General features: G+C 42.6%; 26 protein-coding genes. 5 read left to right on the forward strand and 21 right to left on the reverse strand.

The genetic code is table 11. The annotated features are described in order from the left end of the window. The 9 genes from AHMF7616_RS09160 to AHMF7616_RS09195 all read right to left on the reverse strand — a co-directional run bounded on the left by AHMF7616_RS09160 (nucleotide 1) and on the right by AHMF7616_RS09195 (nucleotide 10,006). Nucleotides 1–2,385, reverse strand: a complete 2,385-nt coding sequence (locus AHMF7616_RS09160) for a hypothetical protein (RefSeq protein ID WP_115372619.1) — start codon at nucleotides 2,383–2,385, stop codon at nucleotides 1–3. Then, nucleotides 2,382–3,917: a hypothetical protein gene (locus tag AHMF7616_RS09165; RefSeq protein WP_115372620.1), complete on the reverse strand. Its 1,536-nt coding sequence runs from the start codon at nucleotides 3,915–3,917 to the stop codon at nucleotides 2,382–2,384. The genes AHMF7616_RS09160 and AHMF7616_RS09165 overlap by 4 nt, the downstream gene beginning before the upstream one ends. Next, nucleotides 3,917–4,543: a hypothetical protein gene (locus tag AHMF7616_RS09170; RefSeq protein ID WP_115372621.1), complete on the reverse strand. Its 627-nt coding sequence runs from the start codon at nucleotides 4,541–4,543 to the stop codon at nucleotides 3,917–3,919. The genes AHMF7616_RS09165 and AHMF7616_RS09170 overlap by 1 nt, the downstream gene beginning before the upstream one ends. Then, on the reverse strand, nucleotides 4,543–5,136 hold the full coding sequence (locus AHMF7616_RS09175) for an N-acetylmuramidase family protein (RefSeq protein ID WP_115372622.1): 594 nt from the start codon (nucleotides 5,134–5,136) through the stop codon (nucleotides 4,543–4,545). Before AHMF7616_RS09175 ends, AHMF7616_RS09170 begins: the two co-directional genes overlap by 1 nt. A 284-nt stretch (nucleotides 5,137–5,420) precedes the next feature. Beyond that, nucleotides 5,421–7,148: a hypothetical protein gene (locus AHMF7616_RS09180; protein ID WP_115372623.1), complete on the reverse strand. Its 1,728-nt coding sequence runs from the start codon at nucleotides 7,146–7,148 to the stop codon at nucleotides 5,421–5,423. A 24-nt stretch (nucleotides 7,149–7,172) separates the two neighbouring features. Then, a complete protein-coding gene (locus AHMF7616_RS09185; protein ID WP_115372624.1) occupies nucleotides 7,173–8,954 on the reverse strand; it encodes a hypothetical protein in 1,782 nt (593 codons plus the stop codon). Next, a complete protein-coding gene (locus tag AHMF7616_RS09190) occupies nucleotides 8,954–9,271 on the reverse strand; it encodes a hypothetical protein (RefSeq protein WP_115372625.1) in 318 nt (105 codons plus the stop codon). Before AHMF7616_RS09190 ends, AHMF7616_RS09185 begins: the two co-directional genes overlap by 1 nt. Next, nucleotides 9,268–9,429, reverse strand: a complete 162-nt coding sequence (locus tag AHMF7616_RS26355) for a hypothetical protein (RefSeq protein WP_158546125.1) — start codon at nucleotides 9,427–9,429, stop codon at nucleotides 9,268–9,270. Before AHMF7616_RS26355 ends, AHMF7616_RS09190 begins: the two co-directional genes overlap by 4 nt. A gap of 67 nt (nucleotides 9,430–9,496) precedes the next feature. Continuing rightward, on the reverse strand, nucleotides 9,497–10,006 hold the full coding sequence (locus AHMF7616_RS09195) for a hypothetical protein (protein ID WP_147275645.1): 510 nt from the start codon (nucleotides 10,004–10,006) through the stop codon (nucleotides 9,497–9,499). Between the two features lie 306 nt (nucleotides 10,007–10,312). On the opposite strand from AHMF7616_RS09195, the gene AHMF7616_RS09200 reads away from it, so the two are divergent. Then, nucleotides 10,313–10,885: a recombinase family protein gene (locus AHMF7616_RS09200; protein WP_115372627.1), complete on the forward strand. Its 573-nt coding sequence runs from the start codon at nucleotides 10,313–10,315 to the stop codon at nucleotides 10,883–10,885. Here the strand turns inward: AHMF7616_RS09200 and AHMF7616_RS09205 are convergent. From AHMF7616_RS09205 to AHMF7616_RS09260, 12 genes are all read right to left on the reverse strand, one after another. Continuing rightward, nucleotides 10,877–11,107 carry a hypothetical protein gene (locus AHMF7616_RS09205; protein ID WP_115372628.1) on the reverse strand — a complete coding sequence of 77 codons (231 nt, stop codon included), beginning with the start codon at nucleotides 11,105–11,107 and terminating at the stop codon, nucleotides 10,877–10,879. The genes AHMF7616_RS09200 and AHMF7616_RS09205 overlap by 9 nt on opposite strands. A 181-nt stretch (nucleotides 11,108–11,288) precedes the next feature. Continuing rightward, nucleotides 11,289–11,516, reverse strand: coding sequence for a hypothetical protein (locus tag AHMF7616_RS09210; protein ID WP_115372629.1), 228 nt, complete (start codon nucleotides 11,514–11,516; stop codon nucleotides 11,289–11,291). A 20-nt stretch (nucleotides 11,517–11,536) separates the two neighbouring features. Further along, nucleotides 11,537–11,962 (reverse strand): hypothetical protein, encoded by a 426-nt coding sequence (locus AHMF7616_RS09215; protein WP_115372630.1) that lies wholly within the window; start codon nucleotides 11,960–11,962, stop codon nucleotides 11,537–11,539. Between the two features lie 9 nt (nucleotides 11,963–11,971). Next, complete coding sequence (locus AHMF7616_RS09220) at nucleotides 11,972–12,169, reverse strand: hypothetical protein (protein WP_115372631.1); 198 nt, start codon at nucleotides 12,167–12,169, stop codon at nucleotides 11,972–11,974. Further along, nucleotides 12,169–12,411 carry a hypothetical protein gene (locus AHMF7616_RS09225; protein WP_147275646.1) on the reverse strand — a complete coding sequence of 81 codons (243 nt, stop codon included), beginning with the start codon at nucleotides 12,409–12,411 and terminating at the stop codon, nucleotides 12,169–12,171. The genes AHMF7616_RS09220 and AHMF7616_RS09225 overlap by 1 nt, the downstream gene beginning before the upstream one ends. A 113-nt stretch (nucleotides 12,412–12,524) precedes the next feature. Beyond that, nucleotides 12,525–12,938, reverse strand: coding sequence for a hypothetical protein (locus AHMF7616_RS09230; protein WP_115372633.1), 414 nt, complete (start codon nucleotides 12,936–12,938; stop codon nucleotides 12,525–12,527). Then, the gene (locus AHMF7616_RS09235; RefSeq protein ID WP_115372634.1) at nucleotides 12,935–13,228 is read right to left on the reverse strand and encodes a hypothetical protein; all 294 of its coding nucleotides are present in this window, start codon (nucleotides 13,226–13,228) and stop codon (nucleotides 12,935–12,937) included. Before AHMF7616_RS09235 ends, AHMF7616_RS09230 begins: the two co-directional genes overlap by 4 nt. 3 nt (nucleotides 13,229–13,231) lie before the next feature. Next, nucleotides 13,232–14,596 (reverse strand): hypothetical protein, encoded by a 1,365-nt coding sequence (locus AHMF7616_RS09240; RefSeq protein WP_147275647.1) that lies wholly within the window; start codon nucleotides 14,594–14,596, stop codon nucleotides 13,232–13,234. Between the two features lie 178 nt (nucleotides 14,597–14,774). Next, entirely contained in the window at nucleotides 14,775–15,005 is a 231-nt protein-coding gene (locus tag AHMF7616_RS09245; RefSeq protein WP_115372636.1) for a hypothetical protein, read from the reverse strand. After that, nucleotides 15,002–15,277, reverse strand: a complete 276-nt coding sequence (locus tag AHMF7616_RS09250) for a hypothetical protein (RefSeq protein WP_115372637.1) — start codon at nucleotides 15,275–15,277, stop codon at nucleotides 15,002–15,004. The genes AHMF7616_RS09245 and AHMF7616_RS09250 overlap by 4 nt, the downstream gene beginning before the upstream one ends. Next, entirely contained in the window at nucleotides 15,277–15,642 is a 366-nt protein-coding gene (locus AHMF7616_RS09255; RefSeq protein WP_115372638.1) for a MerR family transcriptional regulator, read from the reverse strand. Before AHMF7616_RS09255 ends, AHMF7616_RS09250 begins: the two co-directional genes overlap by 1 nt. A gap of 80 nt (nucleotides 15,643–15,722) precedes the next feature. Further along, a complete protein-coding gene (locus tag AHMF7616_RS09260) occupies nucleotides 15,723–16,052 on the reverse strand; it encodes a hypothetical protein (RefSeq protein ID WP_115372639.1) in 330 nt (109 codons plus the stop codon). Between the two features lie 121 nt (nucleotides 16,053–16,173). Between AHMF7616_RS09260 and AHMF7616_RS09265 the strand changes: the two genes are divergently transcribed. The 4 genes from AHMF7616_RS09265 to AHMF7616_RS09280 all read left to right on the forward strand — a co-directional run bounded on the left by AHMF7616_RS09265 (nucleotide 16,174) and on the right by AHMF7616_RS09280 (nucleotide 19,946). Continuing rightward, nucleotides 16,174–16,629: a helix-turn-helix transcriptional regulator gene (locus AHMF7616_RS09265; protein ID WP_147275648.1), complete on the forward strand. Its 456-nt coding sequence runs from the start codon at nucleotides 16,174–16,176 to the stop codon at nucleotides 16,627–16,629. A 146-nt stretch (nucleotides 16,630–16,775) separates the two neighbouring features. Next, nucleotides 16,776–17,939 (forward strand): hypothetical protein, encoded by a 1,164-nt coding sequence (locus AHMF7616_RS09270; protein ID WP_115372641.1) that lies wholly within the window; start codon nucleotides 16,776–16,778, stop codon nucleotides 17,937–17,939. Nucleotides 17,940–18,027: 88 nt separating this feature from the next. Beyond that, nucleotides 18,028–19,641 (forward strand): DUF4435 domain-containing protein, encoded by a 1,614-nt coding sequence (locus tag AHMF7616_RS09275; protein WP_115372642.1) that lies wholly within the window; start codon nucleotides 18,028–18,030, stop codon nucleotides 19,639–19,641. 86 nt (nucleotides 19,642–19,727) lie between these two features. After that, nucleotides 19,728–19,946 carry a hypothetical protein gene (locus AHMF7616_RS09280; protein ID WP_115372643.1) on the forward strand — a complete coding sequence of 73 codons (219 nt, stop codon included), beginning with the start codon at nucleotides 19,728–19,730 and terminating at the stop codon, nucleotides 19,944–19,946. Nucleotides 19,947–19,984: the final 38 nt, after the last annotated feature.

A 19,984-nucleotide genomic window follows, 5' to 3' on the forward strand; every position in this document is an offset into this window, starting at 1 on the left:
TTAGTTATAGCGTAAATGGAAAATTCCTGCGGCGGTGGTTAAATTGGTATTATTGTAGTCGCTGCGGCGTAACCGGTAATAATTAGAAAGTGCGCCGTTATTACTGGCGGCGGCATCGGTGCCTTTACTGATAATTACCCAGGCGCTTGTTTCCAGCGCCGCTTTGCCGGTTTGCTGCAACTCACAAAAATTATAGTTCGGGGTATAATCAAAAATATTGACCGTGTATGGGAGTTGAATAATAATATCGGTCGCTAAGGTGGTTACTTTGGCAATGGCCACGATTTTTAAATAAGACTCGAACTGGTTAGAATTGTATTTAAGGCGTAGCTGGTAGCTTTGGTTGTAACACAGGTTTATTACGTCCTGAATGCGATTCGGGCGGTTGCTATCGTTGGTGATCGGGTCGGTGTTGGCTCCGTAATAAGTAAAATGCCTCGCGTTGGCCGTATCCATATTCGCTATGTTGGTGAGCAAACTATCCAGGCTGGCGTTGATGTTGGCCGAACTCATGCCATTTCTAACCAGGTAAATGTAATTGCTTAGTATTTTGGTACCCAATGGCATAAAATAATTATGGATGCCACTATCCACTAAATTAAAAGTAGTCGGCTGGGCGGCACTCCAACCGAAGCCTTTCCCGAAAATAGCATCGGTTCGGGTACCAAAGTCCAAGGGTGCTAAATTCGGATTGTTAGCCATATTGAACAAGCACAGTTGCGCGCCAACGTTGGTCGGCAGCAATACCTGGTTCACTTTCCCGCCGTACAGATCGCAATAGCCTAAGTGCCTGGCATTGCCCACGAGGTTAGAAAAATCCAGCGTTACGCCGCTCGCGTGGCTCCAGGTGCTCCGAATATCCCAAACGCGGAAAAATTTTAATGTACCGGCCAGTAAAGCCGTGTTCCAATAGAGGGTATAGGTATTGCGAAAATCGTAGCCATTGGTGGCTGTCAGGTTGGTTCCTGATAAAATTAAACTACCGGTTAAGGTATCGGGAATCTGCGGCAAGGGGCCGGTTAAGCCCGAATTATTAGTTAAATCGACGTTGGTAGTCCGGGGCGAAAATTTACTAATGCCTCCGGTTAAACCCGCGCCAATGCTACCCCAGCGCAATTCCTGGTACTGAATAATATCCGGGTCCAGTACCGAGGCAAAAGTTTGGTTTAAAGGGTTACTGGTTAGCTGAACGATAACCGGGAGCCGAACCACGTTGTTTTTCGAGGTAATAATTACTTTCTTTTTCCGGCTACTGGCAAAATAAAGCAAACAGTTTGCCGCCAGTTCCAGGCACATTTCATCAAAGCCCAGCGGCGTACAATTTTGCGCCTGAAATTGCGAGGCGGTAATATTGGTTATGGTGGTGCTGGTCGTTTCACTGGCCGTTAAGCCGCCCCACTTGTTCCCATCGAGGTTGACTGTTCGGCCAAAAAAATTACTCGGCATATCGGTATTGGCCGGTTGGTCTACCCGATACAAAGGGCCGGTTTTAGCAAAAGAAGCTAAATATTCGCTGGCTCCTTCGTACCAGTAATCGGCTATGGAAGCACTATCCGGCCCCGCGCTGCCGGCTCGGATTTTATCGCCGATGCGCAAAGGTGCAAATTGCTCAAAATTCATTTTGTGCTGCCAAGTAACGCCTTTGGTAGAACCGTACATTTGCTGCGCGGTATAGGTATTGCCGTTTCTTACTTTTTGCAGCAAGCCGGTTGTAAAACTGATTTTCTGCGCATCCGGAAACACTTTATCTGTCCAGCAACCCCGGCCCGAGTTGTAATGCTTGAAAAATGCCCGTTCGTAGTAGGTTTTTTGCGGAAAATTAGCGGCGGTTTGCTGGGTAAAATTTTGGTTAGTAGTGTAGTATTTTAAATTGGTTACGCCCCAAACAATCCCGGTAAAATTATTGGCGGTGCCCAGCGTATAAGCGCCCAGGCTGAAAGTGCCCGTTTCGGCGAATCCCTGGTAGCAACCGGGAATCTGCACTAAAAATTTTCCGTTCAACCACACGTCCATCAAGGGTACAAAAGCATTACTGACGTAATCCTGGTGCTGCACCAGTCCTACTTCGTAATATTTATTACTTTCCAGATACGCGCCGGTATTGTATTGCGAAATACCCGCGTACACCCGGGCTACATTAAAATAAAGTTCGCCGGTGGTGGTAATACCAAAAAACCACCAATCATTTTGCCCGCCTACGGTGCGGTAAGTCATGGCTACTATTTGGTTAACCGCGGTTACTACGTTGGAAGTAGTAAAGCCCACAATTACCGGAAAAGTATACGACTGCACGCCGGAATGAATAACCTGCAAGCGTTCGTTTCCTGTGAATCGGTAGCCGTAGCCCCGAAAGGTGGCCGCAGCTTTTTTGGCGATGGTTATCATAATTTCGGATTGATAAAGACTTCGAAGCGTTTGGCTTCAATCATGGAAATTTCCACATCGTGGCGCACTCCCGGTATGAAAGTAAAGCCGGTCTGATCGACAATCACGGCTTGATAGGTCAAACCATTGAGCGTAACATTTAAGGTGCCATTGGTCGCTAAAAAGCCGGTTAAGGTGTCCGTGAGGTTTTTAGAATCCAGAATAAGGCGCAAGGAGGGGCCAATGCGAATATTATTCAGAACACTAGCGCCCGAACCTAGATCGGTGGCTACGCCAACGGCTGAAGCGCGTTTAGTGGTATAATAACTCCCATCAATCGAAGGCAAGGTACTGGTACCTAAATCCCGGTAACTGGTGTAATCATTGATGGTTTTTAACAAGGCCACATCACTCTCCAGGGTAGTGGCGCGGGTGCCTAAACTGGTTAGTTGCGTGTCCTGGGTCGTATTTTTGGCAATGGCCGCTTCCGCTTTGGCATCTACTCCCGCGATGGAAGTTGCCAAGGGGTTCAGGTCGTTTTTTAAAGCGTAGGGCGCTAAATTCGGCGCGGCTGGTAAATCCGTTTTTAAAAGGTAGTACTGCTTGATCGCGCCGGCAGTCAATCCATCTTTGGTAGAATCACTCGGCGCACTTAACAGCTTGAACGGGTCGTTGTTGTAAACTACGGCCTGGATGCTGCTTAATTCAATATAGGTGAGGTGCAAGAAATTTTCCCCAACTACCGGAAAAATATAGTTCTTATCGTCGTCTACCGGTTCGCCAAAAATAATTGACCAGATATTACTGGTTAAATTTACCGCTATCGAGCAAACCTGTTTTTTACCGGTCGCTGGTAATAAAATAGGTTCGGAAACAGCCGCCGCCGTTTTTTCTACTTCATTCACGGCGTAAGTCGCCTGCCCGATAGAAAGAATATTACCGGCAATTACTGGCGTACTCGGCTTTACTTTCCATTCTACGCCCTTGGGAATCGGGGGCGCAGGTGTGCCCAATAATACGCCGTTTACGGTAATAGAGCCAGCCACTACCAAGTTGCCACCACCATCTAAATAAGCTAATTCGCGCACGAAATCACCGGAGCGCCAAACAAAGCGTTCGCCGGTCACATTGCGAAATTCCAGATCACCGGTATTGCGCAAATAAATTTCGGCCCGTTGCTCCTGGTTTACTTTGCCGGTAATGGTATCATTCCATAATTGAAAATGCGGCTGGTCAATGCTCGAAGTTGCCAAACGAATCTTAATCATGCCGGTAAACAATGCCCCGGTTAAACTGGCTTTGGCCTGGGCCACCCGATCGAGCGCCAAGCCGAAAGTAGTTTTGCCGGTTGCCAGCAATCCTTTCCAAAATCCGGTGGTGTTGCTGGAGTCTACCGGCAAATATTCAAATTCGGGCAGCTCGTCTTTGGCAAGGAAAGTTTCGTTGGCATCATCTACAAAATCACGCAGCGCCTTTTCATTAATTAAACCTTCCTCGTTATCGGCAAAAACGTAGGTGTATTCTTGTTCTAAATTGTCTTTTAAAGCACTCATTATGATAAAATTCTAAATCCGTAAGAGAAACCTGATTTAATTTGGAAGGTGCCGCCTGGCTGTACGGTGGCTAAAATGCGGCCTTTCCCATCGACAATAGTTACCGGTGCGCCGGAAGTGTTAGGCTCCTGGGCACCTACTTCCATTCCGTAGTAGAAAAATGCTTTTTGCAGGGCTTCGCCCGAAAACAAGAAAGTAGTGCCGCTTTTATTAGCGCCACTTTTACCGGTTTCCAGGCTTGATGAAATAGTAAGCGGAAATTCCGGAGATCCCACTACTTTCCAGTTGCCGTTGTTGTCGCAGTAAACCACGAGGCAGAATTTTATCTGGCCGAGGGCATTGGTCCATTGGGCCATTTGCGGGGTGTCATTCGGCATGAAAACCTCCAGCTTGGTTTTATAATAGGGGCCGTGGTCATTTTCGGCGCTATCTTCTTTAAACTCGGCCGCATCTTCCGGAAATTCTAACTGGCTCATGCTGGTTCCTTCTTCCAGCACAATGTCCGCGCCAAGCAAATACTCCTGGTGCTCGGGCACCGCGAGTACTTGATCAGCCGGAATGACAAAAAGTTGGCTGAGCCCGCCCAAATGCGAACCGCACAACTCGTAAGAGAGATTCGGTAGCATTAGGCTTCTAATTTAAATTTGGCGTAGGCTTTGGCTAATTTGATGTGGTATTGGTGCTTGGCGTAAGAAACGCCGTTGTACATGCGGGCTACATCATCCCAATCGGCCATCGTGATCGCGGCCATTAAGCCGGGAACCAGCTTGCAATACCGGAACATGGCCACGAGCTGGTTATATTCGCTCTCGTACATGGCATTGACAAAATCCTGTAAAGAGGCGTACCCTAGCTTTTGCCAGTGATAACCCATTACTTGACCCATGCCCCAACTCGCCGATGCTAAGGCCGCTTTGCTATCCAGTTGAATGGCCTGAGCCATCCGGAACCATTCCTTTTGACTGCGAACGGTAGCGGTTGCGCCGGTTGAATAACCACCGGCTAATTTGTTGGAAATTACCGGATGGGTAGTCGAGTACATGCCGTTGGTAAAGTTGTGAAACTTGTGGCGCTCAAATAAAATTTTCGGGCGGCCCGAGCCATCCGGAACGTAGCCACTGCCCGCGCTTTCTACTTCCACCATGGCCCGTACTCCGGCAAGTGGTAAATTAAATTGTTTGGCTAAGGTGCGGAGTTGGTCAAGAGTAATTGTTTTCATGTGCTTCTAGGATTATGCTACAAAGGTGTAGCATCCCAGAGGCGAAGGGTAGGACGAGCCAAAGCCATACATGCCCGATAGACAATTCATATCGGGCACATATTCTTTCAGTCTGTATATGTCGGTACAAGCTAGTACAAGCTAGTACAAGTGGAGAGGGCTGGAAATTTCCGGTATTATCGGAAATGTGCAATAAATCTGAAAAATGTTAAATTTTGGCACAAACCGGGAAATTCCTGGGACAAACCGGGAAATTTAATTTTAAAATTTTTGATTTTTTTTCTTTAAACTTTCCAGAGTTCGACCGTGGCTTTCTTCCTGATCGGGAGCACTACATTAATTTTTCGAACCAGGTAGCGCAAGCCGTTTATATCTTTTTTCCGGTTCATGTTCAGGTTCGCTAAATCCACCGCATCGAGCGCCACCAAGCCGGTAACTACGCGGCTCTGGCTTTTAAAATTGAGCCAGCTTTCGTGAAAGTTTTTACCCAGGCCACTAGCACCCCCAACGGCTAAAGAATAATTGCCCAGGGTAACATTTTGCAGGTTGGTCGTATCTATTGATACCAGCGGATAATTAAATTGGTAGCTGCTCGGGTTGGCTTCGTTGGGTTGCATGCCGCGCCAGAATCCCAGGCGCAAAGTTTGGCTTTTTTGATTGTTGCCACTTTCCGGAGAAAAGCCGGGTTCATCTATCACCGGTACTTTTACTTTTACCACGTTTCCTTCGCCCTGGTTAACGGTTTCCATTAAATAGAGCGTATGGCCTACCGTAATTTCTTCGCCGCCTCCCGCCACTTTTAAAGGCGAATAATTGCGCGAATAAAATTGCCAGCCGTTGCCGTACTGCCAGTATTCATTTTTATCAATCACTAGCCGGATTTGCTGCGGCTCTGCCGGCATGGGTAGTTGCAGCATGGTAGCTACGGGTTCTTTGACTAACTCGGCCGGCAGGTCTTTTACAAACTTAGCTGTTTCCGAATCGGCGGCTTCCAGATTATCTTTGAGGGTATAACCCGCTACATCGTTTATCTGAATTTCAAAATTGGGATCCACTTTAGTACTCCAGTCGTCATACTCGGTACTTTCGATCACATCATCCAATTTTTGAATAATAAGGGTATTGTTTAAAGTGGCCTGAATGCTTAAACTGAAACTAGCCGCAATCTTTTTTAAGAAATCAATTAAAGTTAAATCCGGTAAGGCTTGCCCGATTTTAAATTTATTGCGGAATCCGTTGGCTCCTTTGGCTCCTAAGAGCTCGTACCGGGAGAAATAATCATCTAGTAAATTATTGCTGATAATAACCAGTTTCGAGAGTTCTTCATTAAAAAAAGCGTCTACTACCGGAACGCCGTTTTCGCGGAATGCTTCTAAGATCACGTACCGCACATAAGGCATGGGGCTTAAACTGGTATTGTTAAAACTAGCCTGAAAGTCGGTGCCAAATAAGTTCTGCTGAAAGCCAGAGCCGCGCTGATAATCATAATCAAAGTGGTTTACCCAATACTGGTAAGGGGTGCCGCTTTGGGAGCCAATGGCGCTGTTATTGAGGTAAGGGGCGAACACGTAATCAAACTGGTTGGCATTGTTTACTACCTGGTTCATGTGCGCCGTTATTTCCTGGGTAGTGGTTCCCATTACTCGTTCGCCGCCAAAGGAAAATTCGCTGAGTTTTTTCTTCAAAAAGTTAGCGAGGGCACTTAATCCTACGGTAGCATCGGCTTGAATTTTTCCATTAACAATTTTGCGCAATTTGAGAGTGCCACGCAATAATTCCCCATCCGATTCTATTTCAATCGGGTATTCGCCGCGTACATCGTAAGTGCTATCCAGCACGTCCGGAAAGTTGAAAGTAATCCGGTTGGGTTCCAATGGAATCGTAAAAGGTAGCGAGTAGCTACCTTTTATTACTTCCGAATTAGTTTCAAATATGGGATTATTAATTTCGAGGGCAATGCTGGTGCCTGGGAGCAAATGAATCTCCCGGGAGCCGATGTACAGTCTTAACATATCTAGCGAGTGCCTTTAGGCCGTTTAGTTTAAATGCGAATAGGTGAAAGGCGTATAAGCATAATCATACTCGAAAAAATAACCGGTGGGCCTGCGGCTATCCGGTTCAAAAGTGTAGCTTCTTTTCTGCAAAATGATGGGTAGCAAGTCCTCGCCTTTTATTTCGTAACGCCGTTTGGAAAAAACAAAGCCTTGCAGGTATTCTTGTTCTTCCGGAGTATGGAGCCCGCTAGATTGCTTAATTCTTCTTTGCATATCCTGCGCAAAAACCGATTGCAAATCATTGCCCGAAATTGAAATTTCGTCTTTTCCATCGATGGCCAATTCCTGCGGGCCAGTGGTGCGCAAAGTTTCCCAAACCCCAAAAGCATTTTCGTACAAGAAAAATTTCTCGTAACGCCGGAAGCTTCGGTCAATTTTAAAAGTTCGGGTTTCGCTGATCGCTTCCTGGTTGCTGTTTAAAAGCCGAATTTCAATGCGCTTCACGTGCGCCGGTACTGCTTCTAGCTTTACCGGAATACTGATTAAAGTATTAATAGGCGAGCTGGTATCTAAAGCAAAATTTTCCTTGTAAGTAGTAGTTACTACGCCAATATACTTGCGCTCGATTATAAAATCGTTGGTGTTACTTTGGTTTAACCAATACAAAAATTCCGGCTGGTCCGGGCCAATGGTTTTTGTTTTCGGCAGCCAAGTGAGGAAAGATTTTTTTTCCTGTAAATAGCCGAAAAAATTAAGGCGCGTCCAATCCTGCAAAGGCAAACCACCTTTGACTACCGTATAAACCGGCGACTTGGTATATGCACCTATTACTTTGGTTACGGGGTCAACAAAGGCGGTTTGGAAGGAATAATTTAAGATTCCTTGTTTCACGCGTCTGGTAGCAATAGAAGCCGCCTGGAGGTAAGGTAAATCCAGAGCTTTGTTCAAAAAGCTATGCAGCAATAAGTTTAAATCAAAATTGGCCGAATCATTGGTTAAAAACCTTCGGCGCGCAATTACCGGCTGGAAGTCGCCTTTGTAGTGTTCACTTTCTACCGATAATTCCAATACTACTTCACTGTTTTCGACTATCTCGGGTGCTGCGCCAATTACTTCTAATATGGGATTTAAGGAGAAATATAAGCCCGTACTCGTAACCGGAACAACCGGTGGTTCCTCCGTTTCTTCCTCCGGAGGCGCTACGCCAAGGGTTTTATTGCCGGAGCCGATGCAATCATGGTTCGCTTTATGGCGAACATAAATTGTATAGGCGCGCGCTTCCAAGCCGGCAAAAGTGGGCGAATCCTGCCAGTTATTAATAGAGGTAAAAGGAATCACGCAAGCAAACTCGTGCGGCTCGGAACTAGTAGTGGTGATCGTGATAGAACCATCCGCGTAATTAGTGGCGCTGCATGGAACGGTGGTAGCCGTAACCGAACCAGGCGACAGATCACAGACTGGACCAACGCCCCCGGTAGTCGTAAAATAGTCAAAGGGTCCTTCCCGGTAAATGCCCAGGGTAAAGTCCTGCGCCATGACAATCGGCTGAAATTCGTACTCGGCCGCGGGATTGGCCGGGAACTGAAAAACGCCTTGAAATTGTACGCTATTGGCGCCGAAATTACAAGTCGTATAATCCGATTGCGACTGCGGCGGGTATACCCACGGCAACGTCCAATCCAAGGTATTTTTGACTCTTACTCGGAACGCCACATAAAAAGGGCAATGAGTTCCGGTGCCATCGTAAGTAAAGGAGCCTTTCAGCCTTATTTGGGTTAAGGTTTTCTGATCGGAACCAAGATTAGAAACGGTTGCTGCGGCCATTATACAGTTGTCCAGTTAGCAGGGTTATAACAAATATTGATGGGCTTATCTAGGGAAAATTCCATGCGCCAGCCGTAATCCGAATCAATAAACAAGGTACTCACGGGGTCTAATTGCACCTGGCTCAAATTAATGAAAAAACGATGTTCCTTGCGGTCTTTGCGCATTCTGGATAAGATATCCAAAGCGATATTCTCGGTTTTTTCCCAAATTTCATCTAACTCGGTTTCCGAGGCATCCGGCGCGTTCCACAGAATAATTAAGGCTCCGTAGCGATTGCCGGTGATCTGGTTGGCTTCGTTGTCCGTAAACTTCATTTGGGGGTTTCCAGCCACAAACAAGGGTAGGATAAATCACTGCGGGTTTTACCCATAATATCGGCGGCGGTGCCGTGGGTAAAATCCTTTAATTGAAAATGCTCTTGCGAGAGCTTCCGGAAGTAATCGACGTACTCGGCAAATCGGTTTGTTACCATGGACATTTAAGAAATAAAGAGAATGAGGGAAAAGGTCGATTTTTAAGAATTAAATCGACAATAGGAATTAGGCGTAAGCCATACCGGTAAATCCGGCTGGCTGATGGGCAACCATTTGATTTACTTTGTAGATGCGGTCTTTATAATCTCTCCAGCATTTACGGGCTACTTCCAGATCGTAGCTTTCCGTGTCAATCTGGTACAAATTCATAAACATCGTGATCGCGGCCAGCTCGTTGCCGGTGCGGGCCACTTGGCCTTTCACAAAAAATAAAAGTTGCTGCTGGAAGTATTTTTCAAAGAAATCAGACAACGCTTTCATGTTGTCCTCGGTCATGGCGTAGTGCTTTAACGCCTTAGGGAGTTGTAAGGAAATTTCCGCTACGTTGCCGCTTTTTTCTTTTTTGGTTTTTAATTGACGGTAAGGCAGTTTATCTACGGCCATTACTATTGTTTTTCCAAGAAAAGTATTCTGGTGTATTCTAATAAAATTCTCTCCTGGTAATCCGAACTCTTGTAGTAAAAACTCCTTTACGTGTTTGCGTACGGGTATTGAGATTAAAGTAGACTTAGACATTAGTAGTTTAGTAGTAGAAGTAGGGCGATAGTAAAATTCTAGGATTGTATATCGCCTAAATCAAATGTTCAGCCAGATTGTGCCAAATTTGATTAGCAGCAGCTACATTCTTGAAAGTTGATGCTCTTACTTTTTAAAGTGAAACGCATCTATAATTTAAAGAATATATTTTAGCACTTCCCGGCTCAAAAAGGTCTACCATTCGGAGCCGACCTACTTTCACCCAAAAACCGGTAAAAACTAGGCTCAACAACTTGGCTCAACATTGATATTTTTTAATTAAATTTGAGCCTGAATTAATGAGCTATGAGTTTAATTTTCGGTTATGCCCGGGTGTCCTCAATCGACCAAAATTTAGATACCCAAATAGAAGCTCTGGAGAAAGCCGGTTGCCAAGAAATCTTTACCGATAAAGTTTCGGGCGTGGCCACATCGCGGCCAGCTCTCGATAAGATGCTCGACTTACTCCGGCCGGGAGACACTATAATCGTGGCCCGATTAACCCGATTAGGAAGGAGCCGCGATCACCTTATAAAACTAGTTACTGAATTTGGGGAAAAGGGCATTCATTTCAAGGCACTCGATTTGAACATCGATACCACTACGCCCATGGGCATGTTAGTTTTTACCATTTTTGCGGCCCTGGCCGAATACGACCGGCAAACTATCAAAGAACGAACCAAGGCAGGAATTGAGTTAGCCAAAGCCAAAGGCAAGCACTTAGGCCGGAGAAAAGGCGTTGACATTGTTTCCTACGTAAAAGTAAAAACAGCCTACGAAAAGGGTATGTCCATTGCCGATACCGCGCGAATGACCGGCGTCAGTTTAGCCAGCGTGAAACGTTACCGCAACATGATTAAGAAGAGCAATCTAACTTAATAGCACGCCAGCCATCAAAAAAATAACGCCTACAGCCACGGCCACTAAAAACAAGATCCCTTCAACATAAGGGTCGGGGTTCTGCTTCACTTCTTCAATGGCTTTCGAAATATAACTTGCTCCGGGTAAGGTGAGCTTCAAATTCAGCAGCCGGAATATGTGCTTGGAATTTGTCTGGATGAAAATTAGGGCTATAACTGTAATTAATACTACTGACTGCATTGGCGTAATCTCTTTTCTCCAATTGCTCCCTAAATAGTGCCAAAGTAATGCATTTAATTTGACACGGATTAATTTCCATATATTTCACCAGAATCAGCAATCTGGGGCTGCTAGGTACAACGCCGTACTGAATTTTGTTTAATTCTGCCATAGCCTATAAAATGGGTAAAACTATTTATTGTTAGGCGTTACGCCGTCGAAAATTCACTTCATTTTGGATACAAGCCTGCAATTTACGCAGCAAGGTTCTAACGGCAGGTTCTAATAATGGCTGTTCTGCCAAAACTTTGCTGATGGCCTGAGTATCGAATAACAACTGGTGCTCGGTTTCATCCCGAAAGTTAACCGAACGTTGGGCATACTTGGCTGCCAGTTCCTCCGGAGTTTTTGCTTGGTGGGCTCTTGCCATTAATTTTTAATTACAGTCAATTATTCAAAGAGTTTTTGCGGATTTTCCTCGAAATGTTGGTACAAAGTTTTACCATTTTTAAGAACAACGTAGGGCAAAAATATTTCCGGAACAGTGGCTAACTGTGCCTCCACAATCGCCATTTGCGCTTCTATCCAATCCTTAATGATGCGCCAGGCAACCCGGATTGATTGTTCTTTATTGCAAAATTTATTTGGTACCTGGCTATCGTTTTGCATGGCTTTTAAAACTCCTTGCCAATTACAAGGGAGGGCATAAAAGATCATATTACCTCGAATTTCTAAGCTGAAAGTAATTGAAATAAGCAGACCGTTTTCGTCATTATCCATCACAATTTTCCTGGCGCCTTTTTCGGTTAAGGTTTTAGTAATTTGACCAATCGTTACAGCAGGATCCACTTTAGTAGTATAATTTAAGATGGGCATAAAATGTGCTTATTGTACGCCGGCAGCGTTGTTTCTATTCTTTCTAATTTCTTCTTCCAATCGGTAATATTCCTGTTTTAAGACGTAAACCCGCAACCGAATTTGTTCCAAATTCTCGTTGTAATGCGGGTCAATAAAGTAATTCAACTCGGCTGCTTCATCCGTTAAGTTGGTGATCTCGTCCCGAATTTCATTTAAACTACGCATTATTTAAGGTTATTTAACTCCAGCCGCTTGAGCCGAAATAAGGCTTGCAAGCTGATTCGCTCCATCTGGTCGTAATACTCGGCTTCATATATGAGTATTTCGTGCACCTGCCAGAGAAATTCCGTTTCGGTTGCCTCGGTGAGCAAATCAATCATTTCTTGGTAACTGTAAAGCGGTTTGCTTCTTTGGGGTTGGTACATGATGTCTACTACAATTCCCACAAAATTTTTCGGCAATGTCAACTTGATTGTGGCTGATAGCATTGCATTTAAGGCACCAGAAACCACCGGTTTCCAGCAGTTTGAAAGTAAGTCCTTGGCCCAATAGATCGCAACGTTCCTTATCTTTTTCACTTTTAACTGGTCCGAAGATTAGAGAATAATTGGTTTGAGGCACGTTCTTTTTCGCCATAAAAAATCTGATTGTTTTTTAGTAAATAATCAAAGTTTAACGACTTCCGGTGCAAATCACCTAACAACTTCCGCAATAAGGAATTATCCGTTGGAATCGGTATACAAAGGAGAATGGCAAAAATTTCCTGACAGGAAAACGTAAAATTGAAATCCAACTTGCGCTTAAAGTTTGCTCGGATAACCGCCGACTGGAGCCGGTTTTTTACGTTGAACAAATAGCTGGTAGCGAGTAGTTCGGCCAGCGTAAGTTTATCTTTTCCCGGCTCGGGCCGATATTCCAGCCAGTTACAAATACTAACTGCCAAGTACTCGGCTCCTTGCCGCGATATATTAATTTGTTCCTTAAAGTGCTTCATTGCCATTCTCCTTTTTCGTATTTAAACAGTATGGTATCGGTTAGATTGCAATAGATCGTGGCACGAACTACGCCACCTTTATGTTTTTTGGTCTGGTAGGTTTTTACCATTTTTTTGAGGCGGTATAAACCGAGTTCTTTGTTGGCCGGAGCACTGGGCGAACTGCTGCTGAAATCGCGGCTGTACCGCTTTCCGGTGTCTCCGTCTACAAACACTAAAAAGGCTTTCGTTAAAGCGGTCTCCCTAAATTTTAGGGCTTTTGCCGATGGGGTGTATTTGGCTGGTTGCATAATCTAGCGGAATTGAGGTAAAAAATTTAAAGCGTTATTTTTTGGTAAAGTAATGCGGGTCAGGTTGCAGAACCGGTCTTGTGCCGGTAAGCCGTACGACTTCAACTTGCCCAGGTAATATTGAAAAATGCCGAGTTTGTCCAGATTTTGCAGGTGTTTGGCAACGGGCTTACCCAGGGTGAAATTCCTAATCTGCTGATAGCCGTTCTGAATAATTTTATCGGCTTTGGCCTGCCTCGCTTTTTCGCGGTTTTCTTTGTGCCAGCCAAAAATTCGATGAAATCCGTATTCGTTCGTTCGGTCAAAATAACCTTTGCCCGCTACGGCCAGCGAATAAGGCTTAGGCACATACTCCAGCGGTCGGCGTTTGTAGTAATTGTGGGCTATGGTAATGCAAGACAATAGATTAGCCTGATATTGCCACCATTCATCAGCCGTTTTCTGCCAACGGAAACAGTTATAAATATTGAGATAAATGGAGTTGAGGGCGGCTTTTTCCTCGGCCACGGTAAAAGTGTAAGGCAAGTAGATCGTTTTACAGGCTGCTCGCCAGAACGATAGTAGAAAATCCATCTGCCACTGCGGAACAGGGCGTTGTGGGGCCAATGGAACCGCCGCCGCGCCGCGCCCCGGTGTGCGTAGCTGCGCTGGCTTTTCGTGCGATGGAACAGCTTTTAAACCCGCTGCTGCCGAAATCTGGGGGTCTTGCGGCCCTGGTGCGCTGGAAAAAAGTGGGCCTGGGCCGTCGGCTTTAGCCACGGCAGGCGGTGGCTCCGCCACTCCGCTTATTTCCACATAGCTAGTTTTGGTTTCTTCTATATCTGATAGCTCTGGAGATAAAGTATGCGGTAAATTGTTCGACAGAGGGGCAAAACCAGTTGATTTTTGAGCGATTTTTAAAGCATTGGTTTGGCTGGTGGCATAAAGGATTTCCGGATTAATGGCCAGCTCGTAAGAGGCATTGGAACCTTTAAATTTGTAGCCGGTGATTAATTTGATTTGGCAATGTTTTAACTTTTTGAAATGGGTGTATACCGTTTTTTCGCAAGCCGTTATTAACGCCGCGAAATCCGGATTGTTGGTTTTAAAAATGGGCAATTGCCCCGATTCGTGTAAACTTTCCTGTATTAATTTGGATTGTAGAACTAAATCGTATACTTTTACGTATTCTATAATCAGGCGGGTACCGGTCGCTGCTACTGGCTGTTTTATTAATTTTGGCTGGTGCTTATACCTCTGTTTATAAAACTCCCCTGTTTTCGGATTTTTTTTGGTGCGAAAACGTTCCGATATTGGTTGTCTGGCATTTAGTTCTTCAACGGTTAAATGCCAAGCTAGTAACGCTTGTTTTAAATCTATTAATTTCATAGGCATTCCTTGGTAAGAAAAAAAGTGATTTAATGGGTTTAAATTTTTCGGTCGCAACAGTTTTCCTTGGCGGGCTTGGTGTTGCGAGAATGAAAAAAGGCTGCGGAGCCGGTTGATTTGCTAGAATGTGTCGTTCTATCAAAATAAACCGGCTCCATTTTTTGCAGACCCTGGTATTTTAAAAAAGCGACATTTGCGTTCTTTCCAATAAGAACTCCAACCGCTTTTCCTGTTTTTCTAACCGCTCGTTTAGCCGCGAAATAGAATCTTCGATTTCCCGCCGCATCTTAAAATGATAATCTTTCGGGTACTTCTTTTTCTCGCGTTCCAACTCCGCAATAGAATCAGTCAGCGATTTGATATGGCCGCGAACCGTTATTAATTCTGCCTGGATTTCCTTAGGTGTCATAGCTTTCTAGTTTCGAGATCAGGAGAAATCCAAGATGGATCGAAAGGCGGATCACAGGTAAGCGCTAAGGTGGCAAGATCGGCGTGGCCATTGAGCACGAGGTACAATTTGCCCCCGTTGGCTTGCAGCTGCGCGAGATGTTCCGGAGTAAATTGCCAGCAGATGATAATGTGCCGGCCATCCTGGTAAGCTGGTATCGTGCAGGCAATTGTCTCTTGTTTCCATTTATAAAAGAAGGAATTGCGTTGGGGAAAGTCGATGGCCTGAAACATTAGCTGACCAGCTTTAAAGGGTTATTAGGCAGATTATTCTTGCGCTTGATGGCAGCGCTTTCCAAACCTATCCTACCGAAAGCAATTAGATCGCTTTTCGCAATGCGGGGGAAGCCGGGCGCAAACTCCGAAGTAGGCAGCTTTACCAGCTTGCCGTTATTATCGAGCTTGCCTTTATTGATCCACTTTTTGACCGTGCTCCGGTCGTGGCCAGTAAATTCGGCGGCACCATCGAGAGTGAAATACTTCTCCTCCTCGCCTACATCCGGCACTTTTAACAAGCGGTTGAGCTCCGCAATTATGGCTTTGCCAAATAGCTCTAAATCTCCCTTGGTCGCTATTTCGAGTAGATCCTCCGGCTTCATAGTAATAGATCAAATTCTAATAAATATTTAAATTATTATATAGGAAGTTTTTATATATACATGGGAGTATATACCTTTGCTTAAATGCTAATCTTGGTTTGTTTGCCTAATAGATCAATGCGTTTATCGTACTTCCGCTCTAAATCGTACACCGTTGGCCTTATTGGTGGTTTTTGTCTAAATAAATCAGGAATGGTACAGCCATACATAGCTGCAAAGAATTGTAGCTCTTCATCAGTTAGTACATCTTTTCTAAGGGTTTTGTAAAATGCACGCTCTTGGAATCCGAATGTTTTTTCAAATTCTGCTTTCATAAGCTTTTTTTGATCATCGTTTAGCTTCTCATACCTAATTCCTATGTTGAACTTAGGTCCTTCAAGAGCAGCTTTTTTTCGGGCTGTTTTAGGCATTTCTTTAGGCTTTTATGTACCTTTCATTGTTTATCTTATACAATACTAACAAATGTGTTGTGCTGTTGCAAATATATTATGAAAATATGTTGCAATATGGTATAACGTATTGATTATCAGTTTGAAAATTTTCACAAAATATATGTTGTTAGGGCAGAAGGTAAAAAATGCGATTAATGAAGCTGGATTAACTACTGAAGATGTGGCCTACAAAATTGATATGTCATCTAATAATTTATATAGGCTTTATAAGAAGGATTCCTTTGAGATTAAATACCTTATAAAGATTGCTGAGATTGTTAAGAAGCCTTTAAGCTATTTTATATCTGAATTAGATCAGGAAGAGAGAGGTCAATATAATTTGGCACAAGGCGGCATAGGAAACCAGGCTGGCAATAATAATAAGCAAAAAATAATGCCTATCCATGGTAAGGAGGCATTTATAGAAAGTTCTGACATTAATTTAAATAAACTTCAACATGAACTGGAGTTATGCCAACGTGAAAATTCACATTTGAAAAATCAAATTTCTTTGCAAGAGGATCTGATCGAAGTATTAAAGAAGAACCAGAAGTGAAATTCGTAATTAATACCTACGGCTTTTTCAATAGAAATATATTGAAACTGGTTTTAGGTAAGCATTTCTAAAATTGGTACACGAACTATTTGCCGAATGGCTTAAGGAATAACTATTCTAAACAAATAATTTTTTATAGATATTTTATGATGCAGGGAGATTATAATCCTTTAGAAACTGCTACAGAAACTATTACTAAAGAATTGTATGGTGATTTTAAAAAATGGGCGCTTTCAGTAGTGGGCCCTATCCAAAAGGTTATAAATCATTTAAAAAAAATTAGGTATTATAATCTATTCGATCTATTAAGCGACATTTCGAATAATTCTATTAGAAATGGTCAACTAGTTGAAATTGAATGCAAGTTCTCTTCTTTTGGGCCATTTTTAAAGCAATTGTACATAAGCCCTATATCTGGAAGTAATACATTAAATAGGCTTGGCCCAACTATTGAATCGGATAATTTTGTGTTTAGCTTATTTGCGCAAACTACCACGCATTTAACCCCAGTAGGATTGTACCCGGCAATCTCAAATACGGCCTCCCAGGTTCAGCTTTACCCCTCCAATGCTGAAGCTTTAGGTTTTTTCGGCCCATTTCCAGGCGTCAATAATATGGTACCTTCCTTTAATGCCCTAATAAAACCTGAATTTTTAAACGATGCCCATAAGCCTTGCAAGTTAACGGGTAGAATCAGGTTTGTAAATCAACATAACTTTATTCAGGCAGGTTTCAAGTTAGAAGAATACGAAGCTATTAGGAGCATGAATAATATTTGGTTTTTAGATGCTACAAAGGACGAAAGCGAATGTAGCTTGATTGAAAACGAAGTTAAACAGCTTTGGGGTGGCCTATATTCAGCTGGCCATCTTGAAATAGAAGGCTCACTTCCGCTTACTACTTTAGTGGATAATTACATCAATAAGTTAGGCCCACTTGTAAAGAATATAGAAGTAGTTCAAAATACAGCTGGAAATAAGGAAGTAAACCTTTTTGGAATAGGTTTCAGAATGGTTCAGCACATTAATAAAAGTGGGCTTTATGCTCTTCACTACGACATTGATATTGGAACCAATTACTCTAAACAGAAAGAAGAATTTGATAACTTAATTAATGCCGTTCATTCATCAATAATAGAAGCATGTCAAAAGGAATCAGCTAAAGTATTAAATCCTAATGATTTAGATTTCAATTACTCCAATAGTAGCGAAAGTTTTAGAATACTTGAGTCAATGGGTGCTAAAAATATAAAAGATCCTTTAGCTATAGCAATTAGAAAATGGACGCAAGGTAAGACTACTAAAAATTAAATTATTAACCTTTTAACTTTATAGTTAAAAACTTATATCCTTTTAATAGAGGAGTAGTCTTAATTCATTTATATAGTTTAATACTTATATGAATTTAATTATACCTAATAAACTAGACAATATTAATACAAACAATATAGAAATTGTTAAAAGCTTAGTACTAATCGGAGCTAATGGAACTGGTAAAACGAGATTTGGAACATGGATTGAACAAAAGAACTCTACAATTACACACCGTATTTCAGCACAGAGATCTTTATCAATGCCTAAAGCATCAAGTCCGACCCTTAAGCAAATAGCAGAATATTCATTTAGATATGGCCATTTTCAAGAATCAAGCAATTTAGATTGGCATGAAGCATATGGAAGAAATATATTTAGGTGGCAAAACAACCCTAATACAAGTCTCCTAAATGACTATGAACAACTTATGGTTCTTCTTCAAACTGAAGAATTTGAAGAATCTACTGCTTTCAGGGTAAAATCGAAAACAAATTCTGAAATACCACCAGTTACCAAATTAGATAAAATTCAAAATATTTGGGAACAAATACTTCCACATCGAAAACTGTTTTTTAAATCTGGTACAGTTGAAGCAGCTTTAACGGAATCTGATGCTTCAAATTACAATGCATCAGAGATGAGTGATGGAGAAAGGGTAATTTTTTACCTCATAGGTCAAGCTATATGTGCACCAGTTAATTCCATCATAATTATTGATGAACCCGAAACTCACTTACATAAATCAATTGTAAATGCCCTCTGGGATAAAATAGAATTAGAACGTCCTGATTGCATTTTTGTATATCTCACACATGATATTGATTTTGCGATAGGAAGAACAGATAGTAAAAGAATCTGGCTTAGATCTTACCAAAATGAAAATTTATGGAATTATGAGATACTAGAGGATCAAGATTCGATTCCCGAAGGTGTTTACCTTGAGATTTTAGGTAGTAGAAAGCCGATATTATTTATAGAGGGTACTAATAAATTTAGTGTTGATATAAAATTGTATCCTCAAATATATCCTGAATATACAATTAAACCACTAGGTGGATGCCAAAAGGTTTTAGAAGCTACTAAGGCATTTAATGACCTACAAAGTTTTCACCATATAACTGCTAAGGGAATAATTGATAGAGATCGCCGGACTGATGAAGAAGTAGCTAGATTAAATGAGAATATCTATGTAGCTGATGTTACCGAGGTTGAAAATCTTCTGTTAAAAGAACCTGTCATTAAAACAGTTGCAAAAAAGATGGATAAAACTCCAGAAATGGTTTTTGACCAAACTAAGCAAAAGGTAATTGAACTATTTAGCAGAGATTTAGAGAATCAGACTTTACTTCATACTCAGCATACCATTAAGAAAACTCTGGAACAAAGACTTAATACCAGCAGTGCTACCATTACAGAGCTCAAAGACAAATTTGCAAACATACCTCAGTTTTTAGAGCCAGAAACTATTTACAATGAAAAGAAAGCCCACTTTCAAACCTTGATAGACAATAATGATTATAATGGCATATTAAAAATTTACAATAATAAAGGCTTATTACCAGAATGTAGAGTAATACAAAATTGCGACTTGAAAGATAAAGAAGCTTACCTGAATGCAGTTATATCATTATTAAAGAAAAACGAAGAAGATGGTATTGCTATTCGCAACTGTATTCGGGAAAGTGTAGGATTAACGTAATTTAAGATTGGAATTAGGCAGCGATTGCTTAATAATTTGATGTGCCTGATGTTAGGGAAAGATGAAGACTTTATAATTGTATTACAATGGATGACAATCGCATGTATGAGGTAATGGTGGAAATGCTGGCCGAGCAGCGCATTACTAATCAAAAATTAGCCTCGCTGGAAGAGGCGCAAATTAAACATAGCTTGGAACTTCAAATGCTGAATCGGTCTATGTTAAAGATTTCGGACCAGCTAAATCACTTCGCTGAACACGAAACACGCATCCGACACATTGATAACATACTTAAAATTGCCTAAGCAAGCGATTGTCGCTATTTCATTCTAGCTAGTTGCTA

This window comes from Adhaeribacter pallidiroseus, assembly GCF_003340495.1.
Lineage (GTDB): Bacteria > Bacteroidota > Bacteroidia > Cytophagales > Hymenobacteraceae > Adhaeribacter > Adhaeribacter pallidiroseus.